Below are 24569 nucleotides of genomic sequence, written 5' to 3'. Positions count from 1 at the left end.
CTGGTCTCGTCAACGATGCCGACGAGGTGCCGAGGGATCGCTGCGGAAGGCTCGGGGTGACATGCCGAAGGCAGCGGTGAAGACCCTGCTGAAATGGGCCTGGGAGGGAAAGCCCCAGCGGGCGGAGATGCTGAGGATGGGCCGCCCACGTTGCAGGGGGTCGCGCAGGTCGCGCGCGCACCGGTCCAGGCGCCTCGTCCGGATGATCTCGGCAACGGTCTGGTCCTCGGCCTCGAACGCTCGATGCAGGCTGCGGAGCGAGACGTGGTGCGCGGCCGCGACAGTGCCCGGGGAGAGGTCCGGGTCGCCGAGGTGCTCGTCGATGAACGCCTTGACGCGCACGCGCAGGCTGTGTCCGCGTACCTCGGTCGGTAGAGCCTCCGTGAGGTCCAGGCGCTGGGCCAGCATCGCGGAGATCAGGTCCCGGGCGACAGTGCCCAGGAGCGGAACGTCGCTCTCCTGGTACTGCTCGGGGTGGGTCAACACCTGCCGTACGAAGTGGTTGAGCAGCACGCCCATCCCCTCGGAAGCGGGGATGGTCGTTCCGAGGAGCTGCGCCACCTTGTTGGGATGCAGCGGTATGAAATCGTGCGGCACGAGGATCGTCAGGGTGGTCAACAGATCCTCGTGCTGCGACCGCCCCTGGTGGGACGACTGATGCGGTCGCGACGTGTCGACGACGGCGAAGTGCCCCGGCGCGAAGCGGTTCGTCCGCCGCTCCTGTTCCAGCCCGCCGTACCCGGACAGCGGCAGCGCGAACTCGTACATCTCCGGGTCTCCGCGGCGGATGAACGTGCTGGTCCGCTGCATGTCCAGGGATGGGTACTGCCAGGACGACAACACGACCTCGCCCAGGCTGATGACGTCGGCGCGGGCGCGGAAGTCTGCCGCGTGGGCACTGTGGATCCGCATCGGCACCGACTCGCGTGCCACCAGGTCGTGCCAGTATCCGAATCGTTCACTCTCGGGCACCGAGATCGTGTCCGCCGAGCCTACGGTGAGCACTGGCTGCCTCGTTTCCTGTCGATGTGTTGACGTGGCGACGGCAGCACTGCCGATCGGGTGGCCCGGCCTTCGGTCCGGTCAGCGTCGGCGTGCTCGCCACATCGTGTGTTCCCTGGAAATCGCCGTCTCCGTGTCGTTCACGAACTGCGACAGGTCGGATTCCGACCTGATCCGGGTGGCGAGCGACCCCATGGCGGCAAGCTCCTGACTCGCCAGGGCGTAGGCCGTTGCCACCGCACTGTGTTGCCGGGTCTGCGTCCATGCCGCGCCGGCCGCGACCGCCGCGGCGGCCACGCCGAGCAGGTCGACGTCGGTCAGGCCGGCAGCCCTCGACACGGCCAGGGTCACCCCCACGATCTCCAGGACGAGCATGCTGACCGACCAGCGTGTCGCCCGGGCGCGGTTCGACAACGACCGCTCGGCGTACCAGGCCCGCTGGCTCTCCAGGCGGCCGGTCAGGTACGCGGCACGGCGGTCCTCAAGGGAGGATGAGCGAAGAGCCCGCATCCCCTCGGTGATCTGTTGCCCGGTCATCGCGGGCGCCGCCAGCCCGGCCGCGGACATGTCCCTGGTGAGGCCCAGCAGCCGGCCGGTGAATTCCTCGGTGCTGTCCGAGTCGCTCCGCGACCGGGGAAAGGGCTCTGAAGCTGTCGCGAATCGCCAGGTGAGCGACTTGACGGATTCGGAGAGGGCCCTGCCGACGTACCACCGCTCGTTGGGACGATTGGTGAGCAGGAAGACCTCGACGATCGAGGTGGCGGCGAAGGCGCCCGCCGCCAATGCCGGGCCCAGGGCGAAGTTGTCGAGTTTCCAGGTGGCGACGCCCGCGACGGCGGCCAGCAGGAGCAGGGACAACCGCAGTGCGATCAGGGTCGTGAACACTCGTTGGCCGCGCTGCGACTCGTGGGACACGGCGCGCTGAAACGGGGGAAGATCCTCGGCATTCAGCATGGCGTTGGCCTCTCGACAGATCATTCACTGTAGATGGTGCCGCCCACGGTGGTTGTCCGAAGATCGACGCGTGTCGCCGTCCGTCGCGGCGCTTCCGGCTCTACGGTGTGGTCGTGGCGCAGGCCACGCCGATGCCGAGGTCGACGCGGTGGTCCTGGCCGTTCGAGGTCACGATGAGGGGTACGCAGCCCGCCCGCGCGACCCAGGTGCCGCCGACGAACGCCAGCCACCGAGCCTGCCCACCTTCTGGTGCGCAGGCGTGCACGGTGGCGGTCGCGGCTGGCGTGGTGGCGGCGCCCCATCCGACTCGGGCCCTGCCCTCCCATCCCGGTGCGATCCGGAGGTCCACGACCCGGTCCGCGCGGACGACCAGCCCCCACTTGGCGAAGAGCCGCGCCGCCGGGTCGGCCTCGCCGGACTCCTCCGCGGACAGCACGGCCGCGCTGGGCACCGCCACGTCCTCTCCAACCAGCCGGTAGCCCGCCGGCGGTGCCGACATCTCCGTGACCGACGGGGTGCAGGGCGGCTCGCCATCGCTCGGGCTCGTTGATGTCGTCGCGCCGTTGGACGGCGGCGCGCTGGGTTGCCGCGAGTCGCCTGCGGGCGTGCAGGCGGTCAGTGCCGCCGCCAGACACACCAGGCCCCACCGTGCGATCGGCCCGGGCACCGGGTGGACCGGAACGCGTGGGGGCCGGGTGGTTGTCGCACTCGCACTCATCGGACATTCATAGCTGGTTGCCGCGCTGACGGTAGGCCCGGAGATGGTTACCGTCGTGGATGTTGTGGTTCCCCGACCGTTCGAGGAGTGATCGCATGGCCCCCTCTGCGTCCCGGTTGTAGGAGCTGGCGTTACGTGAGCCTCACGCTGGAGCTGGTCGCCTTCGTGGCAGCCCAACAACAGCGCGAGGACCTCGCCGTGGTGGCAAAGGCCCTCGCGGTGCTAGGACAGATGGCGACGACCTGGGTTGACGGCCGAGCGCCGGGTGGCGTAGCCCACCCTGGTCGACCAGATACCTAGACGCTTACCTCGCCACCCGCGTCTACCTCAATGAAGCCGGCTCTTCGAAGTTAAGTGGGATTGAGGTGTCCGCGGTTGCGTCGGGTGGTCGCTGCCGGTGCTGGCCGTCATGGCCGCAGGGCGGTCGCGGCCGGAGTCCAGGTCGACTCGTCCTCGACGTCGGCGACCGTGATCCCCTTGGCGATCTTCTCCAGCTCGGCCCGCGGCAGCTGGTTACCGTGCCTAGCGGGGCTGACCTCGAGGACGACTGTGCCGTCGGCGCTCCAGAACTGGCACCAGCTGCCGGGCAGCGGGCCGTCCCCCCCGGGCCGGTCGGCTACGTCGTAGCACTCCGTCACACCGGGCTTCGGCGTCTGGTCCGCGCTGCTACTCGGGATGACGGAGATGTGGAACCCGTCTGTGATGGCACCCTCGGTCGCGTCGTACGGTGCGGTCAGTCCAGTGGTGGGCACGGCGGACTTGGTGTACGTCGCGCCGCCATAGTCGCCGGCGCGGGCCGTGGCGATGCCGCCGAGGCCCGCCGTGGTGTGGGTGCCGATCTGCAACGGCACGTAACCGTCCGGCAGGTAGCCCACCCTGAAGGGCACCAGGGCCGGCGTCGGCCTGCTGGGCTTCAGGCCTTCGACCAGGCCGCCCAGCTCCTCGAAGCTCGGCGTGGCCTTGTCGCCGGAGTACGACGTGACAGCCGCCCAGGCGTTGTCGGCGTACTCCCAGGCGAAGAGCTTGTTGCCGCCATCCACCGAGCGCTGCGGGTCAAGGCCGACCGGCAGCGTCGCCTGCACGGCCCTGCGCCCGGCCACGGTGATGTTCGTGCCGTCCTTGATCTTGGTGGGGTCGAAGGCGCCGGGCCGGTAGACGGTCAGGTATGCCCAGAGGGCCGGCTTCCCGTTTTCCCTGTTCCGCAAGAACTCGTCGCCCTGCTCCTCCACCTCCTGGCGGGTCATGGGCTTGTCGTTCGAGGTGTGGCCGTCGGAGTAGACGGAGGCGATCTGGTACGCGGTGGACGCGACGATCGGGTCCTGCACATGCAGCGTGCCGGCGTCGTACCCGGTGAAGGTGAAGGTGAACGGCGCGGCGTCGGGCCACTCGGCCCCGGCCGGCTTGGACGCCGCCGCGCCGGCCCCGGCCGGCGTGGCCGGGGAGCTCTGCTCGGCACCTAGGGTCGGTACCATGAACGCACCGGCGACCACGGCCACGACGAGGCCCGCCGCGCCAGCTGACGCGAATCCGGCCCGACGGCGGCGCTCAGCCCGCCGCCCTGCCGTGATGATGTCGTCGATGGTGCGGGACATCGGCGGCTCTTCGCCCGTTACCGTGTCCACGAGATCATGCAACCGCATGGGTCCACTCCTTTTTCGACGGTTCAATGAGATCGGTACGGTCGCCGCCGAGTGACTCGCGCAGCTTCGCCAGGCCACGGGAGACCTGACTCTTGGCCGTGCCCACCGTGCAGTTCAGGACGCTGGCGGTGTCCTCCAGGCTCAGATCCAGGTAGTGCCGGAGCACAACTGCGGCTCGCTGCCGGGGTGGCACCGCGTCAAGCGCCGCCCGCAGGCGCATCCGCTCGTCGGTCGCACCGGCGGGGTCGCGCAGCGCGATGTCCGGCATGGCGTCACCGGCCGACCGCTCGCGTCGCCACGGCCGACGGGTCTCGTCGACCGCGGCCCGGTAGACCATGGTCTTGACGTAGAGATCGGGGCGGTCCAGCTTCCGCCAGCGGGGGTAAAGCTTGACCAGAGCGTTGGCCACGGCGTCCTCCGCCGCGTGCCAGTCACCGCAGGTCACGTACGCCAGCTTGCGCAGTGACGCCATTTCTGACGTCACGAACTCGCGGAATGCTTGCTCGTCTTCGGCTATCAAGTCCACTGCCTCCTCATGACGGAGGTAGAACGGACCCGCCCACCCGGAAAGTTGCACCGCTCGAAGAAGTGGGCAGATTGACAGCGGCGGTCGCTGCCGATCAGCTGGGCTCGGCCTGTTCCGGGGTTCTCGGCGCTGATTTCGTCGCGAAACCCGCCGGTGCCGGGACGCCCCGGAGCAGAATGGTGGACCGGGGAGGGGTGCCGCGACGAGCCGGGGGAGCAGGCGTGCTGGCAACCAGCCTCCTCGGCCGGCTCCGCCGCCGTGACCCGGGGGACGCCATCCTGCGGCGCGCGGCGCGACTGACGATCGTCGCGTCCGTCGTCTTCTACGGCTGCCGGTACGGCGCGGGCAGTCCGATGCTCGCCACGTACGGCCTGTTCGGCACGATCGCGGCCGGGTCGTTCGCGCAACTGCCCGGTCCCGCGCCGCAACGGGCGCGGATCCTCGTCCTGTCGCTGCCGGGGGTCTGGGCGCTGATCGTCGCGGGATCGCTGTTGGCGTGGAGCACGTGGGCGGCCGCCGGCGGGATGCTGGTCATCGGGTTCGTCGTGGCGTTCGCCGGGGTTGGCAACCCGCGCCTGGTGGGGTTGGCGAGCGCGTTCCAGCTCTTCTACATCCTGGCGTCCTTCCCGCCGTACCAGCCGGGCACCCTGCCGCAGCGACTCGGCGGGGTCACGTTCGCGATCGTGCTGCTCGCCGCCGCCGAGGTTGTTCTCTGGCCCGATCCGGTGCCGGTCTCCTACCGGCAGCGTCTCACCCAGGCGGCGGACGGCGTCGCGGCGCTCCTGGACGCCACCGCCGACGGGTTGACCCACCCGCACGCCGGTCCGGGTGATCGGGACGCGCGGCGCGAGCGGGCGTACGACGTGGTGGCCGCCATCGAGTTGGGCCGCAACCCACCGGAGTGGGCCCCCACCGCGGCGGGCGTTCAGGACCGGGCGCTGCGGATCTGCGCGGCCGCCCTGCGGGAGGTGCTCGTCGAGGCGGACCGGCTGGTGACGGACGCCCCGCCGGAGCCGGCCGGGGACCTGACGGCGGCAGGTCTGCTGCGCTCGTGCGCGGACACCACCCGCGCCGCGGGTCGCAGCCTCTCGCCGGGTGCCCCGGCAGTGCTCATCGACGGCCTGGACACCGCGGTCGGGCGAGCCGAGACGGCGTACCCCGTGGGGGAGGGCGACGGCCGCGACACGTCGGACGTACCCCGGTTGTGCCGGGACGCGACGGCGCTGGCCCTCGCCGACCAGGTGCGGGTCTTCGCCGTCGGCGCCCGGGTGGCCACCGGGGCGCCGCTGCACGGCGAGGACGCGACCTCCGGGCTCTTCGAGTACGCGCGACACAGCCCGTGGACGCTGTACTGGTGGCAGTTCCGCTCCCACCTGGCACCCCGCTCGGCCCACCTGCACAGTTCGCTCCGGCTGGCGGTGGCGCTCGCCCTCGCTCGGGTCGCCGCCGGGGTGTTGCACCTGACCCACGGCTTCTGGGTGCTGCTGGCCACCCTCACGGTCCTGCGTACCTCGGCCTCGGACACCCGCACCGCGCTGCGGCCGGCCGTGCTGGGCACGATCGCCGGTGCCGCTGTCAGCGGCGGGCTGATGGTCGTCGTCGACCAACCCGTCGTGTACGCCGTCGTGCTGCCGGTCACACTGATGCTGGCCTTCGGCGTCGGCCGGCTGCTCGGGCCGGTGTGGCAGCAGGCGCTGTTCACCCTGCTGCTGACGGTCGTCTTCGCCCAGCTCAGCCCGGAGGGGTGGCGGCTCGCCGAGGTCCGTCTCGTCGACGTGCTGCTCGGCGCGGTGATCGGTGTTCTCGTCGGCGTGGCGATGTGGCCACGTGGCGCGGCCCACGACCTGCGGCACAACGCCACCCGCTACCTGGCCGCCAACGCGGACGCGGTCGAGCAGACCGTCGAGGCGATGCTCGGTGACGCTCCGTCCCCGGACCGCGCCCTCGACCGGGTGCGACGTCGGATGATCCTGATCGACTCGTCGTACTGCCAGTACCACTTCGAGCGGCACGACCCGCACCGTCAGCAGGTGAACTGGTCCGCGATCCTGAGCGCCGGGCACCACGTGGTGCCCGGCGCCGAGTCGCTGCTGCAGCGCAACCCGCCCGGCTGCCTGGCCGGCTGGCCGGCCGCTGCGGTGCTGCTGCGGGACTCCGCCGGGCACCTGCGATCGGCGTACGCGGCCCTCGCCGACGAGGTCGCGAATGACCGGCCGGCTGGTCCGACACCCCTCCCGACCGGCTGTGCCGCCGAACTGGACCGGATCCGTCCGGCCCTCGGCGAGGCCGACCCCCGGTCCGTCCGGCACCTGGTGGAGGTCGACCGGTGGCTCGCCGGTCTCGCCGACACCCTCGCCCGGATCCACCCGCCGGCTCAGGGCGACTCGGCTGGCCGCCGTGGGCAGCCGTGACCCGGTCCGCCCAGGCCGCCGGTTGCCGATTGGCCGTGCCCGTTCGGGGCCGTGCCGCCTAGCGTCGAGCACATGGAGATCGAGCAGGCACAGAAGCTGTGGCAGCCGGAACCCGGCTGGCTGAACACCGCCTCCTACGGGTTGCCGCCCGAGCCGGCGTGGACGGCGTTGCAGGACGCTCTCGCCGCGTGGCGGGTCGGCAGCACCTCGTGGGAGGGGTGGGGCGAGTCGGTGCAGCGCTCCCGTACCGCGGTCGCAGGTCTGATCAACGTGCCGGACAGCGACGTGGCGGTCGGTGCCGCCGTGTCCCAGATCCTCGCGCCGGTCGCGGCGGCGCTGCCGTCCGGTGCCACGGTGGTGGTGCCGGACGTCGAGTTCACCTCGAATCTGTTCCCCTGGCTGGTCCAGGAGGGCCGCGGCGTCACGGTCCGCACGGTGCCGGTGGACGGGCTGGCCGACGCGATCGACGCCGACACCGACCTGGTCGCGTTCAGTCTGGTCCAGTCGGCCGACGGTGCTGTCGCCGCGTACGACGAAATTGTCGCGGCGGCACGCGCGCACGACGCGTTGGTGGTGGTGGACGCGACCCAGGCGTGCGGCTGGCTGCCGTTCGACGGGAGCCGGGCCGACGTGGTGGCGGTGGGCGGCTACAAGTGGCTGATGAATCCGCGCGGCACCGCGTACGCCTATCTGGCCCCGGCGTTGCGCGAGCGGCTGCGCCCGGACGCGGCCGGTTGGTATGCGGGCCGCGACCCGCACGCCTCCTACTACGGTCCGCCGCTGCGGCTGGCCGACGACGCCCGCCGGTTCGACATCTCGCCGGCCTGGTTCAGCTGGGTCGGTGCGGCGCCCGCCCTGGAGCTGGTCGCCGAGATCGGTGTCCCGGCGATCCGGGAGCACAACGTGGCGCTGGCCAACCGGTTCCTGACCGGGCTGGGCCGGCCGCCGGGGGACAGCGCCATCGTCAGCGTCGACGTGCCCGACGCGGAGCAGCGCCTCGAGGCGGCCGGCATCCGGGCGGCGGTGCGCGCCGGGCGGGTCCGTGCCTCGTTCCACCTCTACTCCACAGAGGCCGACGTGGACGCCGCGCTGACCGCGCTCGTCGGGTGAGGCCGGCCGCGCCCGCGGCGGGGCACGGCCGGCCGGTGGTCTGAGACCACCCACGCGGGCTCAGGCCAGGTGGCCACCGATCTTCGTGTAGCCGCGCAGCAGGTCCCGGGAGATGATCAGTCGCTGCATCTCGTCGGTGCCCTCGAAGATCCGGTAGAGCCGGACCTGCCGGTACCAGCGTTCGATGGGCAGCTCACGGGTGTAGCCCATGCCGCCGTGGATCTGGAGCACCCGGTCGACGACCCGGTTGACCATGCCGGCGCCGTAGAGCTTGCCCATCGACGACGCGTGCCGGGGGTCCAGGCCCTGGTCGACCGTCCACGCCGAGCGCAGCACCAGCCAGCGGGCCGCCTCCAGCTCGGTCTCCGAGTCGGCGATCATCCACTGGATGGCCTGGTTGGTGCCAATCTTCGTGCCGAAGGTCTCCCGGGTGTTGGCGTAGTCGATGGCCATCTGGAGGACCCGTTCGGCGATGCCGATGGCGTGCGACGGGATGGTGTAACGGCCCTTGCCGATCCACTCCATGCCCAGCGTGAAGCCCTGCCCGATCTCGCCGAGGATGTTGCGGTGCGGCACTCGTACGCCGTCGAAGATGAGCGACGCGGGCCCGCCCTCGCCCATGGTCTGGATGAACTCCGAGCGCCAGCCCATCGAACGGTCCACCAGAAACGCGGTGGCCCCGCCGTTGCGGGCGCCCTTCTCCCGGTCGGTCACCGCGACCACGATGGCGAAGTCGGCGTCGTGGCCACCGGTGATGAAGGTCTTCTCGCCGTCCAGGATCCAGTCGTCGCCGTCGCGGCGGGCGGAGAGCCGGATGTTCGCGGCGTCGGAGCCGGCACCCGGCTCGGTGATCGCGAAGCAGGAGCGCCGTTCACCCTCGATGGTCGGGATGAGGAACTCCTGCTTCTGCTCCTCGGTGGCGTGGAACAGGATGTTGTCCGCCTCGCCGCCGAAGCGGAACGGCACGAAGGTGTGGCCCAGCTCCGTCCAGATCAACGACTGGAGCACCGCCGGCAGGTTCATCCCGCCGTACTCTTCGGGGGTGGCCAGGCCCCAGAAGCCGAACTTGCGCGCCTTGAGTTGCAGCTCACGCACCTCGGAGTGGTCCAGGCCCGGCTGGTGCGCCCTCTCCCGGCGGAGCACCTCCGCCTCCAGGGGCATCACCTCGCGGCGGATGAACGATCGGACGGTGTCCCGCACCGCCCGCTCCTCGTCGGTCAGCGAAAAGTCCACGTGGTCCTCCTGGCGTCGGCGCAGCCGGTCACCCTTAAACTAGCGGTGCAAGTTTTGCCGCGTCCAGACCTGACGGCCGAGACCCGCGAGGAGCGCAGTGCCCCGACCCCGCCAGCCCCGGCTGACCCGGCAGCTGATCGTCGAGACAGCCACCGCGCTCATCGACGCCGAGGGCCTGCCAGCCTTCTCCACCCGGCGGCTCGCCGCCGAGCTGGGCGTACGAGGGCCGTCGCTCTACAACCACTTCGCCACCAAGGACGAGATCCTCGACGCGGTCGCCGACACGGTCACCGGCGCCGTCGACACCAGCGGCTTCGCCAGCCGGGACTGGGCCGCCGCGCTGCTCGACTGGGCCTGGTCGTACCGGCGGGCGCTCACCGCGCACCCGAACATCGTGCCGTACCTGGCGCAGGGGCCGGGCCGCCGACCGGCGGCGCTGGCCATGGCCGACGCGGTCTACGGCGGGCTGGTCCGCGCCGGTTGGCCGCCCGCGCGGGCCACCCACATCGGCGCGGCCCTGCGCTACTTCGTGGCCGGGTCGGCGCTCGGCTCGTTCGCCCGGGGTTTCGTCGAGGACCCGGAGCTGTACGCCGCGCACTACCCGCACCTGCGCCAGGCGCACCGGCTCGCCGAGCACCAGCAGAGCGTGGACGAGGGCGCCTTTGCGCTGGGCCTCGACGCCCTGCTGTACGGCCTGGCCGCCGAGTACGCCCGCACCGTCGGCACTGTGGAGTCCGGGCGGCCCAACGGGTAGCGTCCAAACTCCCAGCGCTAGTTTCATCGCCCGCCGCGACGTCGTCGCCATCCCCCATCGCGACCCCGTCGCCATCGCCCATCGACCACCCCCCGAAGGGACGACATGGACCTCGCCGCCCCGCCGTCGCAGCTGTCCGACGCCCTGCGCCTCCGGCGCCACCTGCACCTGGGCGGCGAATGGTCGTCGCCCGCCGGCACCGACCTGATCGACGTGGAGAACCCGAGCACCGGCGAGCTGATCGGGCAGGTGCCGGCCGGCACCCCGGCCGACGTGGACCGCGCCGTGGCCGCGGCCCGCGCCGCCTTCCCCGGCTGGTCGGCCACCGCTCCCGCCGAGCGCTCCGCCCACCTCGACCGGCTGCACACCGCGCTCGCCGCACGCGCCGACGACCTCGCCCGCACCATCGCCGTCGAGCTGGGCTCGCCGCTCAAGCTCGCCACCCGGGTGCAGGTCGGACTGCCGTTGACCGTGCTGCGCGACCACGTCGCGCTCGCCGCCCGCGCACCGGTCGACGAGACGATCGGCAACTCCCTCGTCGTCCGCGAGCCGATCGGCGTGGTCGGTGCGATCACCCCGTGGAACTACCCGCTGCACCAGGTGATGGCGAAGCTGGCGCCCGCGCTGGCCGCCGGTTGCACTGTGGTGCTCAAGCCCAGCGAGATGACCCCGTTGACCGCGTACCTGCTCTTCGACGCGGTCACCGAGGCCGGCCTGCCGCCGGGGGTGCTCAACCTGGTGACCGGCACCGGGCCGGTGGTCGGCGAGGCCCTGGCCGGGCATCCCGACGTCGACCTCGTCTCGTTCACCGGCTCCACCGCCACCGGTGCTCGGATCATGCGGCTCGCAGCCGACCGGATCGCCCGGGTCGCGCTGGAGCTGGGCGGCAAGTCCGCCAACGTGATCCTCCCCGACGCCGACCTGGCCACCGCGGTCAAGGTGGGCGTCGGCAACGCCCTGCTCAACTCCGGGCAGACCTGCACCGCGTGGACCCGGATGCTCGTGCACCGCGACCGGTACGACGAAGCACTCGACCTGGTCGCCAAGGCGGTGGCCGGCTACCGGTTGGGCGACCCGTTCGATCCGGCCACCCGCCTCGGCCCGCTGGTCTCCGCCGCCCAGGCCGAGCGGGTCCGCGGTCACATCGACCGGGCCATGGCCGACGGCGCCCGACTGGTCGCCGGTGGCCCCGACGCCCCGGTGCCGTCGGCGGGGCACTTCGTGGCCCCTACCGTCTTCGCCGACGTGCACCCGGACAGCGCGCTCGCCCAGGAGGAGGTCTTCGGTCCGGTGCTTGCCGTCCTCCCGTTCGCCGACACCGACGAGGCGGTCGCCATCGCCAACAACTCGAAGTACGGGCTGGCCGGCGCTGTCTGGTCCGCCGACACCGACGCGGCGCTCGCGGTGGCCCGCCGGCTGCGCACCGGGGCGGTCGACATCAACGGCGCCTCGTTCAACCCGCTCGCCCCGTTCGGCGGCTACAAGCAGTCGGGCCTGGGCCGGGAGCTGGGCGTGCACGGGCTCGCCGAGTTCTGCGAGCTGAAGGCGATCCAGCGATGAGCGCCCCCGAGTCGTCCCCGGCCGCGCCGGGCGCCGGCGGCGAGCCGGCGGGCGCGCCGGTCACCGTCCGCGCCCTGGTCGCGCGTGGGGCCGGCGCCGAGCTGCGAATCGAGCAGGTACGCCTGCCCGCGCCCGGCCCCGGTGAGGTGCGGGTGACGATCCGGGCAGCCGGGGTCTGCCACTCCGATCTGTCCATGGTGAACGGCACCCTCGCCGCGAGGTTCCCGCTGGTGCTCGGGCACGAGGCGACCGGGGTGGTGGCCGAGACCGGGCCCGGCAGCCGGCTGGCGGTCGGCACACCGGTGGTGCTCAACTGGGCGCCGGCCTGCCGGGCCTGCTGGTGGTGCCGTCACGGCGAGCCCTGGTTGTGCGCCGCCACCACCGCGCCCACAGTTGCGCGTGGCGAGACCGACGACGGCACCCCGCTGCACCTGACCCTCGGCCTCGGCGCGCTCGCCGAGGCGGTGGTGGTGCCCGACAACGCCGTGATCCCGATCCCCGCCGGGCTGCCCCCGGAGCAGGCCGCCCTGCTGGGCTGCGCGGTGCTCACCGGCACGGGCGCGGTGCGCAACACCGCCCAGGTCGCACCCGGTGAGTCGGTCGCGGTGATCGGTCTCGGCGGGGTCGGCCTCGCCGTGCTCGCCGCCGCCCGCCGGGCCGGCGCCACCACGATCCTGGCCGTCGACGTCGCCGAGGCGAAACGCGATCTGGCGCTCGCCGCTGGGGTGACCGACTTCCTGCTCTCCGACGACCGCCTGTCCAAGGAGGTGCGGGCGCGCACCGAGGGCCGGGGCGCCGACCACGCCTTCGAGTGCGTCGGTCGTGCCGCCACCATCCGGGCGGCCTGGCGGCTCACCCGGCGCGGGGGAGCGGTGACCGTGGTCGGCATGGGTGCGAAGGACGACATGGTCAGCCTCGGCGCGCTGGACATCTTCCACTCCGCGCGGACCCTGCGCTCCTCGGTGTACGGCTCATCCGACCCGGACCGGGAGGTGCCCGTGCTGGCAGCCGAGCTCGCCGACGGTGCGCTGGATCTGGGTGTGCTGGTCAGCGGCACGCTCCCGCTGGACGACGCGCCCTCGGCGTTCGACCGGCTGGCCCGGGGCGAGGGCGCTCGCTGGGTGGTCACCCTGAACTAGCCGAGGCTGCTCGGCGCCGGTGCCCGTCGAACTCGGCGTGACCCAGCCCCGCTCATCCACCACACCTGGCGATCTTGGGCAGTTTCCGTTCAGCGGCAGGACTGTTCCGGACGGCCTCGTCGCCGATACCAGGTGATTGGCCCGTTGCACCCTCCGATACCTAGCACTACTATGCATAATGGTTCTAGGCTTGGGTTGGGGGAGCGTGGTGAGGTCTCGTGAAGGTCGCTAAGGATCTGGTGGCCGCCTCGGCGACACCGATGGTGCTCGGCATCCTGGCCGAGGGTGAGAGCTACGGCTACGCCATCCTCCGGCGGATCAACGAGCTGTCCGGCGGCGAGCTGGACTGGACCGAGGGGCTGCTGTACCCGTTGCTGCACCGGCTTGAGCGCCTCGCCTATGTGGAGGCGAGCTGGCAGTCGGCCGTCGGCGAGCGGAAACGCAAGTACTACCGCATCACCGACAAGGGTCTGGCCGAGCTGGCCGAGCAGCGCCGGCAGTGGGACACCGTCGTGGGCGCGCTCAAGGAGATCTGGCATGACCGTGCACCGCTGACGGTGAACCCGCTGGAGGGCCTCGCATGACGGCACACGACGGGCCGGAGCAGGTGGAAGCGCAGTTCGCGCAGTGGCGCCAGTACGTGCTGCGTCGCAGGGAGTTGCAACCGTCGGACGCCGACGAGCTCGAAGACCACCTTCGCGGCTCCGTCGACGAGTTGGTCGCGGCGGGCCTGAGCCCGGATGAGGCGTTCCTGGTCGCGGTGAAGCGGATGGGCAGCCTCGACGACATCTCCCGCGAGTTCGCCCGGGAGCATTCGGAGCGCCTGTGGAAGCAGTTGGTGCTGACCGGCGACTCCGGCAGTCCGATTGCCGGCGCGCGCTCTCGGCGGGACCTGTGGGTCATGTTCGGCTGCGCGGCGGGTGCGGTGGTGTCCGTCAAGGCGCCAGCGCTGTTCGGGCTGAGCTTCGACGACGACGGCTCGTTCTACGCGCGGAACGCCACCCTGTTCGCGCTGCCCTGGCTGGCGGCGTTCCTGGCCTGGCGCCGGCAGGCCCGACCGGTGATGATCGCAGTGCTGGTGGCGCTGTTCGCCCTCGGCGTGGTGGCGGCAAACGCCTATCCCCTGGCGGACGACTCGCAGTCCGTGGTCGTCAGCAGCGTCCATCTCCCCATCGCCCTGTGGCTCGTGGTCGGTCTGGCCTACGTCGCCGACGACTGGCGCTCGTCTCGTCGACGCATGGACTTCATCCGCTTCACCGGCGAGTGGTTCATCTACTTCGTACTGATGGCCCTCGGCGGCGGCGTGCTCGCCGCGTTCCTGTTCAACACCTTCGCGGCCATCGGAATCGTCCCGGAGGCGTTCATCTCGCAGTGGCTGCTGCCCTGCGGCGCCGCGGCCGCGGTCGTCGTGGCCGGGTGGTTGGTCGAGGCCAAGCAGAGTGTCGTCGAGAACATCGCGCCGGTCCTCACCCGGCTGTTCACCCCGCTCTTCACGGCCGCCCTGCTCGCCTTCCTCGTCGCTGTCGTCTGGACCAGCCACGGCATCGAGGTCGAGCGCGAAGCTCTGATCCTGTTCGACCTGCTGCTCGTCGTGGTGCTGGGGCTGCTGCTCTACTCGCTCTCGGCCCGCGATCCGCTGGCCCCGCCCGGCCCGTTCGACAAGCTCCAGCTCGCGCTCGTGGTCAGCGCCCTGGCCATCGACGTGCTGGTGCTGTTGGAGATCACCGGACGCATCACCGACGAGTACGGCGGAACACCCAACCGGGCGGCAGCGCTCGGCGAGAACGTCATCCTGCTGGTCAACCTCGCGTGGTCGGCGTGGCTCCTGCTGGCCTTCATCCGGCGGCGCACACCGTTCGCGGCGCTGGAACGGTGGCAGACCGGCTATCTGCCGGTGTACGCCGCGTGGGCGTGGATCGTGGTCCTCGTCTTTCCACCGTTGTTCAGCTACGCCTAGTCGGCGCCACCGACGCGACGCGGAAGCCGGCCCACCCGCCACGGTGGGCCGGCTTCTCCATCACTTGCCGGTGACGATGCCCGGGTTGATGCAGAGCCCCGGGTTGGCGCCGTTCTTCTCGGCGATCTCCAGGCAGCGGGTCACCTTGTCGACCTTCGCGTTGGTCTCGGTGATCTGCTTGGAGATCTCGGCGTTCTTGCGGTCCTGCTCCAGGTTGCGGGTCTGCGCCAGCTTGTCCTGGAACGCCTTGATGTTGCCCTCGGTCTTGTCGTCGTGGTTCACCCGGGTGATGGTCACCGAGAGGATGTCCACGTCGGCGGCGAGCCGGGTTTCCGCGCTGGTCTTGATGTTCGCGGCGAACGGCTTGAGGTCGACGTTGAGGTCACCGGTCTGGGCGTCGATCTTCTCCAGCGGGTTGTACGCGGCGAACGCGTCGTTGACAGCGCTGTCGAGCTGCACACCCACCCGCTGGCCCCGGAAGCTGACGAAGTCGCCCTTGTAGTCCATGAACTGCTTCGGCGCGTTCTCCGGCTTGACCTGCCACTCGATGAGCACCTCGACACAGGCGTCGGCGAGAGTGCCGGTGCGCACCCGTACGCAGTTGTTGCCGCCGATGTGGTCGTACTTCTGCCGCCCGGCGTCCCACTCGCCGACCTTCTGCCACGGCGCCACCCACTTGAGGCCGGAACCGGTCACCTCGCCGGTGGGCTTGCCGAAGCTGGTGACGATGCCCACCGAGCGGATGGGCACCGAGTGGGCGCTGGAGGCGATGCCGACCACCAAGGTGAGGGCGAGAAAGCCGAGCGCCGCGAGGGCGGCCATCCGCTTCAGCGACCGTGCGGGGGCGACGAGCGCGACGACGGCGGTGACCGCCAGGGCGACGGCGAAGACGATCGCCATGGTGAAGCCGACGGGCATGGGGTGGAGACCTTCCGGTGGGCTGTGTGGATCATCAACCTAGGGGGTCCTGTCAAATCGACGGCACGGGGAGGTGGAGTTCGCGCACGTCAATTGCGGGGCGAATATGGATCCCATCGACATGGCTCGACTCGTGCGGCCCGCCGTAGGTTTCGTCCACGCGACGGGCCTGTGACCACGGTCACCGAACCGACCGTCGCGGCGACGGTGCGGAGGATGAGGCGATGGCCGGGCAAGCGCTCCTGTCGGCCCGTGGGCTGACCCGCGACTTCCGGGGCTTCCGGGCGGTCGACGACGTCGACCTCGACGTCGCGCCGGAGAGTGTGCACGCGCTGGTCGGCCCGAACGGCGCGGGCAAGACCACCCTGTTCAACCTGCTCACCGGATTTCTGCGCCCCAGCGCCGGGCGGATCGAGCTGGACGGCCGGGACGTCACCGGCCTGCCCCCGGAGCAGGTGGCCCGGCTCGGTGTCGCCCGCTCGTTCCAGATCACCAGCCTCTTTCCGCAGCTCTCCGCCCGGGAGCACGTCGCGCTGGCCCTCCAGTCGCCCAGCGGGCTGGGCTGGCGGTTCTGGCGGTCGGCGAAGCTGATGGGTCGCTACACCGCGCGGGCCGACGAGCTGCTGGCCATGGTGGGGCTGGTCGACCTGGCGCAGGCACCGTCCGAGTCGTTGGCGTACGGGCGCAAGCGGGCCCTGGAACTGGCCATCGCCCTGGCGTTGGACCCGAAGGTGCTGCTGCTCGACGAGCCGACCGCCGGGATGGGCATGGAGGACGTCGACCGCACCGTCGAGCTGATCAGCACCGTCCGCCAGGGCCGGACCGTCGTGATGGTCGAGCACAACATGAGCGTGGTCGGCCGACTCGCCGACACCGTCACCGTCCTGCAGGCCGGCAAGGTCCTCGTCGAGGGCCCGTACGAGCAGGTCCGGGCCGACGAGCGCGTGATCACCGCCTACCTGGGAGCCGCTGATGCTGCGCATTGAGAACCTCTCCGCCTTCTACGGCGAGGCGCAGGTGCTCCGCGACGTCAGCCTCGACGTCGCCGCCGGCGAGGTGGTCACCCTGGTCGGGCGCAACGGCGCCGGCAAGTCCACCCTGCTGCGCTGCGTCATGGGGCTGCACCCCGGTCAGCGCGGCACTGTCGAGCTGGACGGCCGCGACATCTCCCGGCTGCCGGCGCACAAACGGGCCCGCCTGGGGCTGGGCTGGGTGCCGGACGACCGGGGCAGCTACGCCACCCTGACCGTCACCGAGAACCTCACCCTGCCGCCCACTGTGGGCCCCGACCCGTGGCCGCTGGAGCGGGTGTACGAGGCGTTTCCCGCCCTCCACACCCGGCGGGACTCCGTGGCCACCATGCTCTCCGGCGGCGAGCAGCAGATGCTCGCGCTGGCCCGGGTGCTGCGGATGGGTGCCCGGCTGCTGCTCTGCGACGAGCCCACCGAAGGGCTGTCGCCGCTGCTGGTGCAGCAGGTCGGTGAGCTGCTGCGCGAGGCCAAGCGGCACGGGGTGACCGTGCTGCTGGTCGAACAGAACCTGCACTTCGCCACGGGTGTCGCCGACCGGCACTACCTGCTGGCCGAGGGGCGTGTCGCCGAGGCGATGGACAACTCCGAGGTGCGCTCGCGCGAACGCGAACTGCTCGCGTACCTCGGCATCTGAATTCTCTCAACGACGACCCGCGCGACGACGCGCCGGATGGATGGAGTGGGCATGCGCAGGACGGTGGGTGTGGCCGTGGCGTCAGCCGCGGTGGTGCTGGTCGCCGGTTGCGGCGGCGGTGGCCCCCAGTCGGGTGGCGACCAGAAACTGACCGGCGACAAGATCGTGCTGGGCGTGCTCAACGACCAGTCCGGGGCGTACTCGGAGCTGTCCGGGAAGAACTCGGTGGCGGCGGTCGAGCTGGCCATCGCCGACTTCACCGCGAAGTACGGCGACAAGGCGGTGACCAGAAACATCACGGTGGAGACCGCCGACCACCAGAACAAGCCGGACGTGGCCAACTCCAAGGCCCAGGAGATGTACGACCGCAAGGGCGTCGACCTGATCCTGGACGTGCCCACGTCGTCCGCGGCGCTGAAGGTCGCCGACGTGGCGAAGGAGAAGAAGAAGCTCTATTTCAACATCGGCGCGGCGACCACCGACCTGACCGGCAAGAGCTGCAACAAGTACACGTTCCACTACGCGTACGACACGTACATGCTGGCCAATGGCACCGGGAAGACCACCACCGAGCAGATCGGCAAGAACTGGTACATCCTGTATCCGAACTACGCCTTCGGTCAGGACATGGAGAAGAGTTTCTCCACCGCGATCACGGCGGCCGGCGGCACGGTGGTCGGCAAGGACGGGGCGCCGTTCCCGAACACCAGCGGTGACTTCTCCACCTTCCTGCTCAAGGCGCCGAACCTGAACCCGAAGCCGAACGTGCTGGGCACCATGCAGGCCGGTGCCGAGCTGGTCAACGTGGTGAAGCAGTACAACGAGTTCAAGCTGCGCGACAAGGGCGTCGGCCTCGCGGTGGGGCTGATGTTCCTCACCGACATCCACTCGCTCACCCCGGCCGCGCTGGCCGGCACCACGTACACCGACGCCTGGTACTGGAACTTCGACGCGAAGAACCGGGAGTTCGCCGACCGCTTCCAGCAGAAGGCCGGCACCCGGCCGACGTTCGCGCACGCGGCCAACTACTCGGCGGCGTTGCAGTATCTGGAGGCGGTGCAGGCCGCCGGCACCGACGACGCGGACGCCGTGGTCAAGGGGCTGGAGGGCAAGACGGTCGAGGACGTCTTCCTGCGCAACGGCAAGATCCGCGCCGAGGACCACCGGGTGGTGCACGACGCGTACCTGGCCCAGGTGAAGCCTCAGGCCGAGGTGACCGAGCCGTGGGACTACGTGAAGGTGCTCAAGACGATCCCCGCCGCGGAGGCGTTCCGCGCGCCCTCTGCGGACTGCAAGCTGTGAGTGCGAGGAGTGAGCCGGTTTTGCGAGCCCCGCAGTCGCGAAACGACTGCATCGCTGTGAGCGCGAGGAGTGAGCCGGTGTTGCGAGCCCCGCAGTCGCGAAACGAATGCATCGCTGTGAGCGGCTCGCTGTGAGCGGCTTCGCGCAGAACACGTTCAACGGGTTGGTGAGCGGGGCGTTCTACGCCCTGCTCGCCCTCGGGCTCGCCGTCATCTTCGGCATGCTGCGGGTGGTCAACTTCGCGCACGGCGCGTTCTACATGCTCGGCGCGTTCGGGGCGTACGTGCTGCTCACCGAGGCTGGAGTGCCGTTCTGGACGGCCCTGGTGATCATGCCGGTGGGGCTGGGACTGCTCGGCATGGCGTTGGAACGCGCCGTGATCCAGCGGCTGACCAGGCTCGACCCGCTCTACAACTTCCTGCTCACCTTCGGCCTGACGCTGATCCTCCAGGATCTGGTGAAGCTGCGCTACGGCGTGCAGTCCAGCCCGTACGAGACCCCGTCGCTGTTGAGCGGGTCGGTCAACTTCGGGCTCTTCGACTTCCCGACGTACCGGGTGTTCATCCTCGGTTTCGCGGTGCTGCTCTGCGTCGCGGTGTGGTGGGTGCTCACCCGTACCCGGATCGGGATGGTGGTCCGGGCGTCCACCGAGCGGCCCGACCTGACCCGCGCCTTCGGCATCGACGTCGGGCGGTGGGTGACACCGGTCTTCGGCTTCGGGATCGGGCTGGCTGGTCTCGCCGGCGTGCTGGCCGCACCGATGCGCGCGGTCAACCCGCTGATGGGGGCCGACCTGATCATCGTGGTGTTCGCGGTGGTCGTGATCGGCGGGCTGGGCTCGATCTTCGGTTCGGTCGCCGCCGGCTTCGGCATCGGTCTCGTGCAGGCGTGGGGTGAGGCGTACCTGTCGGCCTTCCCGATCGTCTCGCAGACCATCGTCTTCGTCGTGATGGCCGGAGTGCTGCTCTGGCGCCCGGCCGGCTTGTTCGGTCGTGAGGAGGCTCCCGCATGACCAGCACCGTGGACACTGCCGCCGCCGACGCGTCCCGCTCGACGCCGCCGTCCGGGCTGATCGCCGTGGCCCGGGCTCCCGGCTGGGTGCGGTACGCGCTGCTCGCCGTCGGGCTGGCCGTCGCGGCGTGGTTGCCCAACGGCCTCTACCCGGCGGTCGCGGTGGACATCCTCTGCTGGGCGCTGTTCGCCGTCGCGGTGGACCTGCTGCTCGGCTTCACCGGGCTGATGTCCTTCGGTCACGCCGCGTTCTGGGGCACCTCGGCGTACGTCACCGGCCTGGTGGCCATCCACGTGGGCCTGCCGTTCCCGCTCGCGGTGCTGGCCGGCGCGCTCGCCGCGGCCGTTCTGGCGGTGCCGATCGGATACCTCGCGGTCAAGCGGACCGGCATCTACTTCGCGATGGTGACCCTGGCGTTCGCGCAGATGGTCTACTACGTGGCCAACGAGTGGCGCTCGGTCACGCAGGGTGAGAACGGTCTCCAGGGGGTGCCCCGTTCGTTCTTCGGCCTGGATCTGACCGACGACTACTTCTTCTACTACGCGATCCTGCCGATCGTGCTGCTCGGGCTGGCCGCCGCCTGGCGGATCGTGCACTCGCCGTTCGGTCGGGTGCTGGTCGGCATCCGGGACAACCCGGCCCGGGCGCGGGCACTGGGCTACCCGGTGCACCGCTACAAGCTCACCGCGTTCGTGCTCTCCGGGTTCATCGCCGGCCTCGGCGGCGGGCTGTTCGCTGTCGGCCACCGGTTCGTCTCGCTGGACGTGCTGCACTGGACCACCTCCGGCAAGGCGGTCATCGTGGTGGTGCTCGGTGGCATCGGCACCCTCTGGGGTGGGGTGCTCGGCGCCGGGATCGTGGTGCGGCTGGAGGACTGGCTGTCGTTCTCCGGGTTCGAGGCGATCGGCCTGGTCACCGGCGGCATCTTCGTCCTGGTCGTGGTGCTGTTCCGGTGCGGCATCTGGGGGACCGTGGCCGACCTGGCCCGGCGCTGGGCCGTCACCCGCCGCAGATAACTCTGGCGTGCGTCGGTGGCCTGGGCGACGAGCCCGGGTCACCGGCTCGGCCTCGTCGCCGCCAGGCCGGTTACGCGCTATTACCAGGGAGTTCGCCAGCCCTCTCGGCCATCGATGCAACCGGTCGTAACTGTCCGGCTACGGCAAGTCGCCGAAGGTGTGGGGGCCGTCTCCCACGGGGGTGGCGACCCGACTAGGATCCAGCCCACTATGCTCATACAGCGCATCCGCCGGCTCGCCACCGACGTACCGGCCGATCACGCCGCGCGCCCGCGGACCCCCCTGCCGAACTGGCTCCTCGTCCCGGGCCTGGCCCTGCTGGTCATCTCGCTCACGGCGTACGGCGCGTTCGTGCGCGACCGGCCGTTCCGCGGGACGGACTTCAACATGTACCTCGGGGCCGCCCACGCCTTCCTCGATGGGCAGCCCGTCTACCAGCTCGGGTACACCACGCTGGCCCTTCCGTACACCTATCCGCCGATCACCCTGCCGTTCCTGACGCCGCTGACGCTGCTCGATCCACGGACCGCGCTCACCGTCATGAACATCGTGGGTATCGCGGCAATGCTCCTCGCCCTGTGGTTCACCACCAAGATGCTCGGCTACGAGGGCACGCGGGGCCGGCTCGGTCTCGTCGCCGCCGTCGGCGCGGTGCTGGTCTGGACCGAGCCGCTGCAGCGCAACCTCGACCTCGGCCAGATCAACATCTTCGTGATGCTGCTGATCGTGGCGGACCTCGCCCTGCCCGGCCGGAGCCGGTTCAAGGGCGTCGGCATCGGCGTCGCGACCGCGACCAAGCTGCTGCCCGGACTCTTCGTGGTCTACCTGCTGCTCACCCGGCGAATCCGGGCCGCCATCGTCGCGACCGGCACCTTCGTCGGGCTCACGCTGCTGGGCGCCATCATCCAGCCGGGCGGCTCGTACGACTACTGGCTGACCGGGCGGGCGTTCGACTCGCACCGGGTGCTGATGTCCTCCGGCCCGCGTTACGGGGGCAACCAGTCCCTGCAGGGCTTCACCGCCCGACTGCTCGGGACCGACCAGCAGAACACCATCTGGTGGATGCTCTCCGTCGCCGTCGTGCTGGTCGGCGGCCTCGCCCTGGCCACCGCGCTCCAGCGGCACGGCGAGGAAGCGATGGCGATGGTCGTCGTCGGCTTCACCATGCTGCTCATCTCGCCCGTCAGTTGGTCGCACTACTGGCTCTGGATCGGCCCGATGGCGGTGGTGTTGATCGACGTAGCGCGTCGCTCACGCGGCACGGCACGTCTGATCGCCGGCGTCGTCGCGGTAGCCGCGATCGTGCCGTTTCTCATGTGGCCGGCCCCCTATCGTGGCGAAGTCATCCCGCGCGGCCTGATCTGGCAGGCTAACCGGTTTGACGGGCCGGCCCAGCGGCTCGCGGTTGATCCCTACGTGTCGACGATGCTGGTGCTCTTCGCGCTCGCCGCGTTGTGGCTGTACTGGCGGTCCCGTGCGGAACGGACGGTCCTGCCGGCCGTCGGCACCGCAAACCCGTGATCAATTCCCTACGGCGACAGCGGCTCGGAACCGCCGCGAACACCAGGAGACGTCGATGACGCAGGCGATGGACGAGCACGCGGTCGCAGCGCAGACCACCGAGCCGATGCAGGCCGGCCAACGCGCGGACCTGCCCCGGCAGGACGGCGTGGAGGCGCCGGCCGTCGAGCGGGCAGCGGGCGGGCGGCGGCCGCGCCTGCTGGTCCTCGACGGACTGCGCCTTGGCGCTGCGCTCATGGTCGTCGCGTACCACCTCGTCGGTGACAAGATCGGTGTTTGGCAGCCCTCCGCCGCGTCCCATTTCGGGCTGCTGCACTCCGTCTCCCAGTACGGCTTCCTCGGCGTGCAGCTCTTCTTCATCATCAGCGGCTTCGTCATCTGCATGAGCGCCTGGGGACGCTCCGTCGGTGACTTCTTCGTCTCCCGCGTCGTCCGGCTCTACCCCGCCTACTGGTTCGCGGTCCTGGTGTCCGCCGCCGTGCTCGTGGCCGTGCCGAGGGGCGTCGACCTCAAGCTCCGCGAAGTGGTGGGCAACCTGACGATGATGCAGGAGTTCCTCGGCATCCGGCACCTCGACCTGTCGTACTGGACGCTCACCGTCGAGTTGGTCTTCTACCTCCTTTTCGCCATCCTCGTGGCGCGCGGCCTGACCTACCGCGGTGTGGTCGCCTTCTGCGCCATCTGGACCGTCGCCTCGCTGGTCGTGCCCAAGTTCGGCAGCCCATGGTTCAGCGCCGTCGTGGCGGCCGGCTACTCCAGCTACTTCATCGCGGGCATCGCCCTCTATCTCATCTACCGCTTCGGCCCGAACCTGCTGCTGTGGTCGATCATCGGCCTCTCCTGGCTGATCGCGATCACCCGGCTGCCCAGCCTGGCCCAGGCCCGCGACGTCGCCTTCGCGCCGACGGCCGTCATCGTGACGGCCTTCGTCGTGGTGATGGCGGCGGTCGCTCTCAACTTCTTCTCCTGGGTGAAGTGGGGCTGGGTCGCGACGGCCGGTGCCATGACCTACCCGCTGTACCTCATTCACCAGACGGTCGGGCTCGCCGTCATCGACCGGCTCCAGGACCACCTGTCGCCGTGGTTGCTGATCACTACGCTGATCGCCGGCCTGCTCATCGCCGCCTGGCTGATCCACCGCTTCGTCGAACGGCCCGCCGCTCGCTGGATGAAGCGGCAGCTCAACGACTCGATGCGCCAACTGCGGACCACTCGCTGACATCGGGGTCCGCTCTTTGAGCTGCTTCAGACCCTTCTGGAACGCCTTGACGTTGGCGGTCTGTTCGTCGTCAACCTGGGAGGCCTGGTCAAGCGCCGCCGAGTTGGCTCACCGGCTGGCGGCCCGTCGCCGGTAAATCTCACGACGGCGCATCCGCCGCGCGCCGTTTCAGCGAACCCCCGGGTAGGGAACGTCTACCCGGGGGTGCGTCTGGTGCTGATCGAGCCGATGCCGGCCGAGGCCGTGGAGATCGCGCACAAGCAGGTGTCGCTGGCTGCCGAGGACCTGGACGGCAACGCCGTCGCGACGCTGGTGCTGGAGTTGGCCGAGGCCTGGGGCGTGCCGGCGCTCTGGGAGCAGGTCTGTCGTCCGTTGCTGGCCGGGCTGTCGGGGCGTACCGCCGCCGAGGTGGTCGTCGAGCACGCCCTCAGCGAGGGCGTCCGGGTCGGGCTGGACGTCTACCGCCGGGAGCCGGGCCGGTCGCTGCCGACCGGTGGCGTGCTGCTGGCCGGCGCCGAGAAGGAGGCGCACAGTCTCGGCCTCCAGGCGCTGGCCGCCGCGCTGCGCGAGCAGGGCCGTGGGTGTCTGAATCTCGGCCCGGCGCTGCCCTGGTCGGCGCTGACCAGCGCGGTGTACCGGGCACGGCCGCACACCGTCGTGCTCTGGTCGCAGACGCCGGTCACCGGCCGCGCGTACCGTCTGGTCCGCTTCGCCCGGGAGTTCGCACGCCTGCGGGTGTACGGCGCGGGGCCGGGTTGGATCGAGCCGCTCACCGCGCCGGTGGCGCATCTCGACTCGCTGCCGAGGGCCGTCACCGCCTGCCTCGCGGGCGTTCCCGGACGTGACGCCCACCACATACGATACGGATCGGTGCCGTATCGTTAATGCGCGTCGTAGGCTGACCCGCGTTAC

The 24569-nt window shown here is 70.7% G+C and carries 22 protein-coding genes; 15 read left to right on the top strand and 7 right to left on the bottom strand.

Annotated features, from left to right (window positions below):
• Nucleotides 1-9: 9 nt before the first annotated feature.
• From KBX46_RS15850 to KBX46_RS15830, 5 genes are all read right to left on the bottom strand, one after another.
• Nucleotides 10-1005, bottom strand: coding sequence for a helix-turn-helix domain-containing protein (locus KBX46_RS15850; RefSeq protein WP_210793062.1), 996 nt, complete (start codon nucleotides 1003-1005; stop codon nucleotides 10-12).
• A gap of 78 nt (nucleotides 1006-1083) precedes the next feature.
• Nucleotides 1084-1980 carry a DUF4231 domain-containing protein gene (locus KBX46_RS15845; protein ID WP_210793061.1) on the bottom strand — a complete coding sequence of 299 codons (897 nt, stop codon included), beginning with the start codon at nucleotides 1978-1980 and terminating at the stop codon, nucleotides 1084-1086.
• 76 nt (nucleotides 1981-2056) lie between these two features.
• Nucleotides 2057-2455: a hypothetical protein gene (locus tag KBX46_RS15840; protein WP_210793060.1), complete on the bottom strand. Its 399-nt coding sequence runs from the start codon at nucleotides 2453-2455 to the stop codon at nucleotides 2057-2059.
• A 626-nt stretch (nucleotides 2456-3081) separates the two neighbouring features.
• Nucleotides 3082-4314, bottom strand: a complete 1233-nt coding sequence (locus KBX46_RS15835; protein WP_210793059.1) for a hypothetical protein — start codon at nucleotides 4312-4314, stop codon at nucleotides 3082-3084.
• Nucleotides 4301-4834: a SigE family RNA polymerase sigma factor gene (locus KBX46_RS15830; protein ID WP_088951621.1), complete on the bottom strand. Its 534-nt coding sequence runs from the start codon at nucleotides 4832-4834 to the stop codon at nucleotides 4301-4303. Before KBX46_RS15830 ends, KBX46_RS15835 begins: the two co-directional genes overlap by 14 nt.
• Before the next feature lie 227 nt (nucleotides 4835-5061).
• Here KBX46_RS15830 and KBX46_RS15825 point away from each other — a divergent pair, with 227 nt between their 5' ends.
• Together KBX46_RS15825 and KBX46_RS15820 are read left to right on the top strand one after the other, a co-directional pair.
• A complete protein-coding gene (locus KBX46_RS15825; RefSeq protein ID WP_210793058.1) occupies nucleotides 5062-7251 on the top strand; it encodes an FUSC family protein in 2190 nt (729 codons plus the stop codon).
• 72 nt (nucleotides 7252-7323) lie between these two features.
• Nucleotides 7324-8361, top strand: coding sequence for an aminotransferase class V-fold PLP-dependent enzyme (locus tag KBX46_RS15820; RefSeq protein WP_210793057.1), 1038 nt, complete (start codon nucleotides 7324-7326; stop codon nucleotides 8359-8361).
• Nucleotides 8362-8421: 60 nt separating this feature from the next.
• On the opposite strand, the gene KBX46_RS15815 is transcribed toward KBX46_RS15820, so the two are convergent.
• The gene (locus KBX46_RS15815; protein ID WP_088947393.1) at nucleotides 8422-9594 is read right to left on the bottom strand and encodes an acyl-CoA dehydrogenase family protein; all 1173 of its coding nucleotides are present in this window, start codon (nucleotides 9592-9594) and stop codon (nucleotides 8422-8424) included.
• 97 nt (nucleotides 9595-9691) lie between these two features.
• On the opposite strand from KBX46_RS15815, the gene KBX46_RS15810 reads away from it, so the two are divergent.
• The 5 genes from KBX46_RS15810 to KBX46_RS15790 all read left to right on the top strand — a co-directional run bounded on the left by KBX46_RS15810 (nucleotide 9692) and on the right by KBX46_RS15790 (nucleotide 15004).
• Entirely contained in the window at nucleotides 9692-10348 is a 657-nt protein-coding gene (locus KBX46_RS15810; protein WP_088947394.1) for a TetR/AcrR family transcriptional regulator, read from the top strand.
• A gap of 105 nt (nucleotides 10349-10453) precedes the next feature.
• Nucleotides 10454-11908 (top strand): aldehyde dehydrogenase family protein, encoded by a 1455-nt coding sequence (locus KBX46_RS15805; protein ID WP_210793056.1) that lies wholly within the window; start codon nucleotides 10454-10456, stop codon nucleotides 11906-11908.
• The gene (locus KBX46_RS15800) at nucleotides 11905-13047 is read left to right on the top strand and encodes an alcohol dehydrogenase catalytic domain-containing protein (protein ID WP_247667593.1); all 1143 of its coding nucleotides are present in this window, start codon (nucleotides 11905-11907) and stop codon (nucleotides 13045-13047) included. Before KBX46_RS15805 ends, KBX46_RS15800 begins: the two co-directional genes overlap by 4 nt.
• A gap of 218 nt (nucleotides 13048-13265) precedes the next feature.
• Complete coding sequence (locus KBX46_RS15795; protein WP_210793055.1) at nucleotides 13266-13631, top strand: PadR family transcriptional regulator; 366 nt, start codon at nucleotides 13266-13268, stop codon at nucleotides 13629-13631.
• Nucleotides 13628-15004: a permease prefix domain 1-containing protein gene (locus tag KBX46_RS15790; protein WP_210793054.1), complete on the top strand. Its 1377-nt coding sequence runs from the start codon at nucleotides 13628-13630 to the stop codon at nucleotides 15002-15004. Before KBX46_RS15795 ends, KBX46_RS15790 begins: the two co-directional genes overlap by 4 nt.
• A 60-nt stretch (nucleotides 15005-15064) precedes the next feature.
• On the opposite strand, the gene KBX46_RS15785 is transcribed toward KBX46_RS15790, so the two are convergent.
• Entirely contained in the window at nucleotides 15065-15922 is an 858-nt protein-coding gene (locus tag KBX46_RS15785; protein ID WP_088947400.1) for an SPFH domain-containing protein, read from the bottom strand.
• 224 nt (nucleotides 15923-16146) lie between these two features.
• Between KBX46_RS15785 and KBX46_RS15780 the strand changes: the two genes are divergently transcribed.
• From KBX46_RS15780 to KBX46_RS15745, 8 genes are all read left to right on the top strand, one after another.
• The gene (locus KBX46_RS15780) at nucleotides 16147-16908 is read left to right on the top strand and encodes an ABC transporter ATP-binding protein (protein ID WP_210793053.1); all 762 of its coding nucleotides are present in this window, start codon (nucleotides 16147-16149) and stop codon (nucleotides 16906-16908) included.
• Nucleotides 16895-17587, top strand: a complete 693-nt coding sequence (locus tag KBX46_RS15775) for an ABC transporter ATP-binding protein (RefSeq protein ID WP_210793052.1) — start codon at nucleotides 16895-16897, stop codon at nucleotides 17585-17587. Before KBX46_RS15780 ends, KBX46_RS15775 begins: the two co-directional genes overlap by 14 nt.
• A 51-nt stretch (nucleotides 17588-17638) precedes the next feature.
• The gene (locus KBX46_RS15770; RefSeq protein ID WP_210793051.1) at nucleotides 17639-18889 is read left to right on the top strand and encodes an ABC transporter substrate-binding protein; all 1251 of its coding nucleotides are present in this window, start codon (nucleotides 17639-17641) and stop codon (nucleotides 18887-18889) included.
• A 130-nt stretch (nucleotides 18890-19019) separates the two neighbouring features.
• The gene (locus tag KBX46_RS15765; protein WP_210793050.1) at nucleotides 19020-19901 is read left to right on the top strand and encodes a branched-chain amino acid ABC transporter permease; all 882 of its coding nucleotides are present in this window, start codon (nucleotides 19020-19022) and stop codon (nucleotides 19899-19901) included.
• A complete protein-coding gene (locus KBX46_RS15760) occupies nucleotides 19898-20917 on the top strand; it encodes a branched-chain amino acid ABC transporter permease (protein ID WP_210793049.1) in 1020 nt (339 codons plus the stop codon). The genes KBX46_RS15765 and KBX46_RS15760 overlap by 4 nt, the downstream gene beginning before the upstream one ends.
• Nucleotides 20918-21127: 210 nt before the next feature.
• Nucleotides 21128-22438, top strand: a complete 1311-nt coding sequence (locus KBX46_RS15755) for a glycosyltransferase 87 family protein (RefSeq protein ID WP_210793048.1) — start codon at nucleotides 21128-21130, stop codon at nucleotides 22436-22438.
• 55 nt (nucleotides 22439-22493) lie between these two features.
• Nucleotides 22494-23657 (top strand): acyltransferase, encoded by a 1164-nt coding sequence (locus tag KBX46_RS15750; protein ID WP_247667592.1) that lies wholly within the window; start codon nucleotides 22494-22496, stop codon nucleotides 23655-23657.
• Between the two features lie 213 nt (nucleotides 23658-23870).
• Nucleotides 23871-24542, top strand: a complete 672-nt coding sequence (locus KBX46_RS15745; RefSeq protein WP_231927315.1) for a transcriptional regulator — start codon at nucleotides 23871-23873, stop codon at nucleotides 24540-24542.
• Nucleotides 24543-24569: the final 27 nt, after the last annotated feature.

It is taken from the genome of Micromonospora sp. C81 (assembly GCF_018070425.1).
In the GTDB taxonomy this organism is placed as follows: Bacteria; Actinomycetota; Actinomycetes; order Mycobacteriales; family Micromonosporaceae; genus Micromonospora; species Micromonospora zamorensis.
The sequence above is the reverse complement of the archived record's forward strand: the minus strand, read 5'-3'. Positions and strand labels throughout refer to the sequence as shown.

Coding starts and splice junctions, on each gene's coding strand:
- KBX46_RS15820 (WP_210793057.1), top strand. CDS start 7,324: ATGGAGATCGAGCAGGCACAGAAGCTGTGGCAGCCGGAACCCGGCTGG.
- KBX46_RS15780 (WP_210793053.1), top strand. CDS start 16,147: ATGGCCGGGCAAGCGCTCCTGTCGGCCCGTGGGCTGACCCGCGACTTC.
- KBX46_RS15845 (WP_210793061.1), bottom strand. CDS start 1,980: ATGATCTGTCGAGAGGCCAACGCCATGCTGAATGCCGAGGATCTTCCC.
- KBX46_RS15840 (WP_210793060.1), bottom strand. CDS start 2,455: ATGTCGGCACCGCCGGCGGGCTACCGGCTGGTTGGAGAGGACGTGGCG.
- KBX46_RS15785 (WP_088947400.1), bottom strand. CDS start 15,922: ATGCCCGTCGGCTTCACCATGGCGATCGTCTTCGCCGTCGCCCTGGCG.
- KBX46_RS15775 (WP_210793052.1), top strand. CDS start 16,895: ATGCTGCGCATTGAGAACCTCTCCGCCTTCTACGGCGAGGCGCAGGTG.
- KBX46_RS15835 (WP_210793059.1), bottom strand. CDS start 4,314: ATGCGGTTGCATGATCTCGTGGACACGGTAACGGGCGAAGAGCCGCCG.
- KBX46_RS15760 (WP_210793049.1), top strand. CDS start 19,898: ATGACCAGCACCGTGGACACTGCCGCCGCCGACGCGTCCCGCTCGACG.
- KBX46_RS15790 (WP_210793054.1), top strand. CDS start 13,628: ATGACGGCACACGACGGGCCGGAGCAGGTGGAAGCGCAGTTCGCGCAG.
- KBX46_RS15750 (WP_247667592.1), top strand. CDS start 22,494: ATGACGCAGGCGATGGACGAGCACGCGGTCGCAGCGCAGACCACCGAG.
- KBX46_RS15805 (WP_210793056.1), top strand. CDS start 10,454: ATGGACCTCGCCGCCCCGCCGTCGCAGCTGTCCGACGCCCTGCGCCTC.
- KBX46_RS15755 (WP_210793048.1), top strand. CDS start 21,128: ATGCTCATACAGCGCATCCGCCGGCTCGCCACCGACGTACCGGCCGAT.
- KBX46_RS15800 (WP_247667593.1), top strand. CDS start 11,905: ATGAGCGCCCCCGAGTCGTCCCCGGCCGCGCCGGGCGCCGGCGGCGAG.
- KBX46_RS15770 (WP_210793051.1), top strand. CDS start 17,639: ATGCGCAGGACGGTGGGTGTGGCCGTGGCGTCAGCCGCGGTGGTGCTG.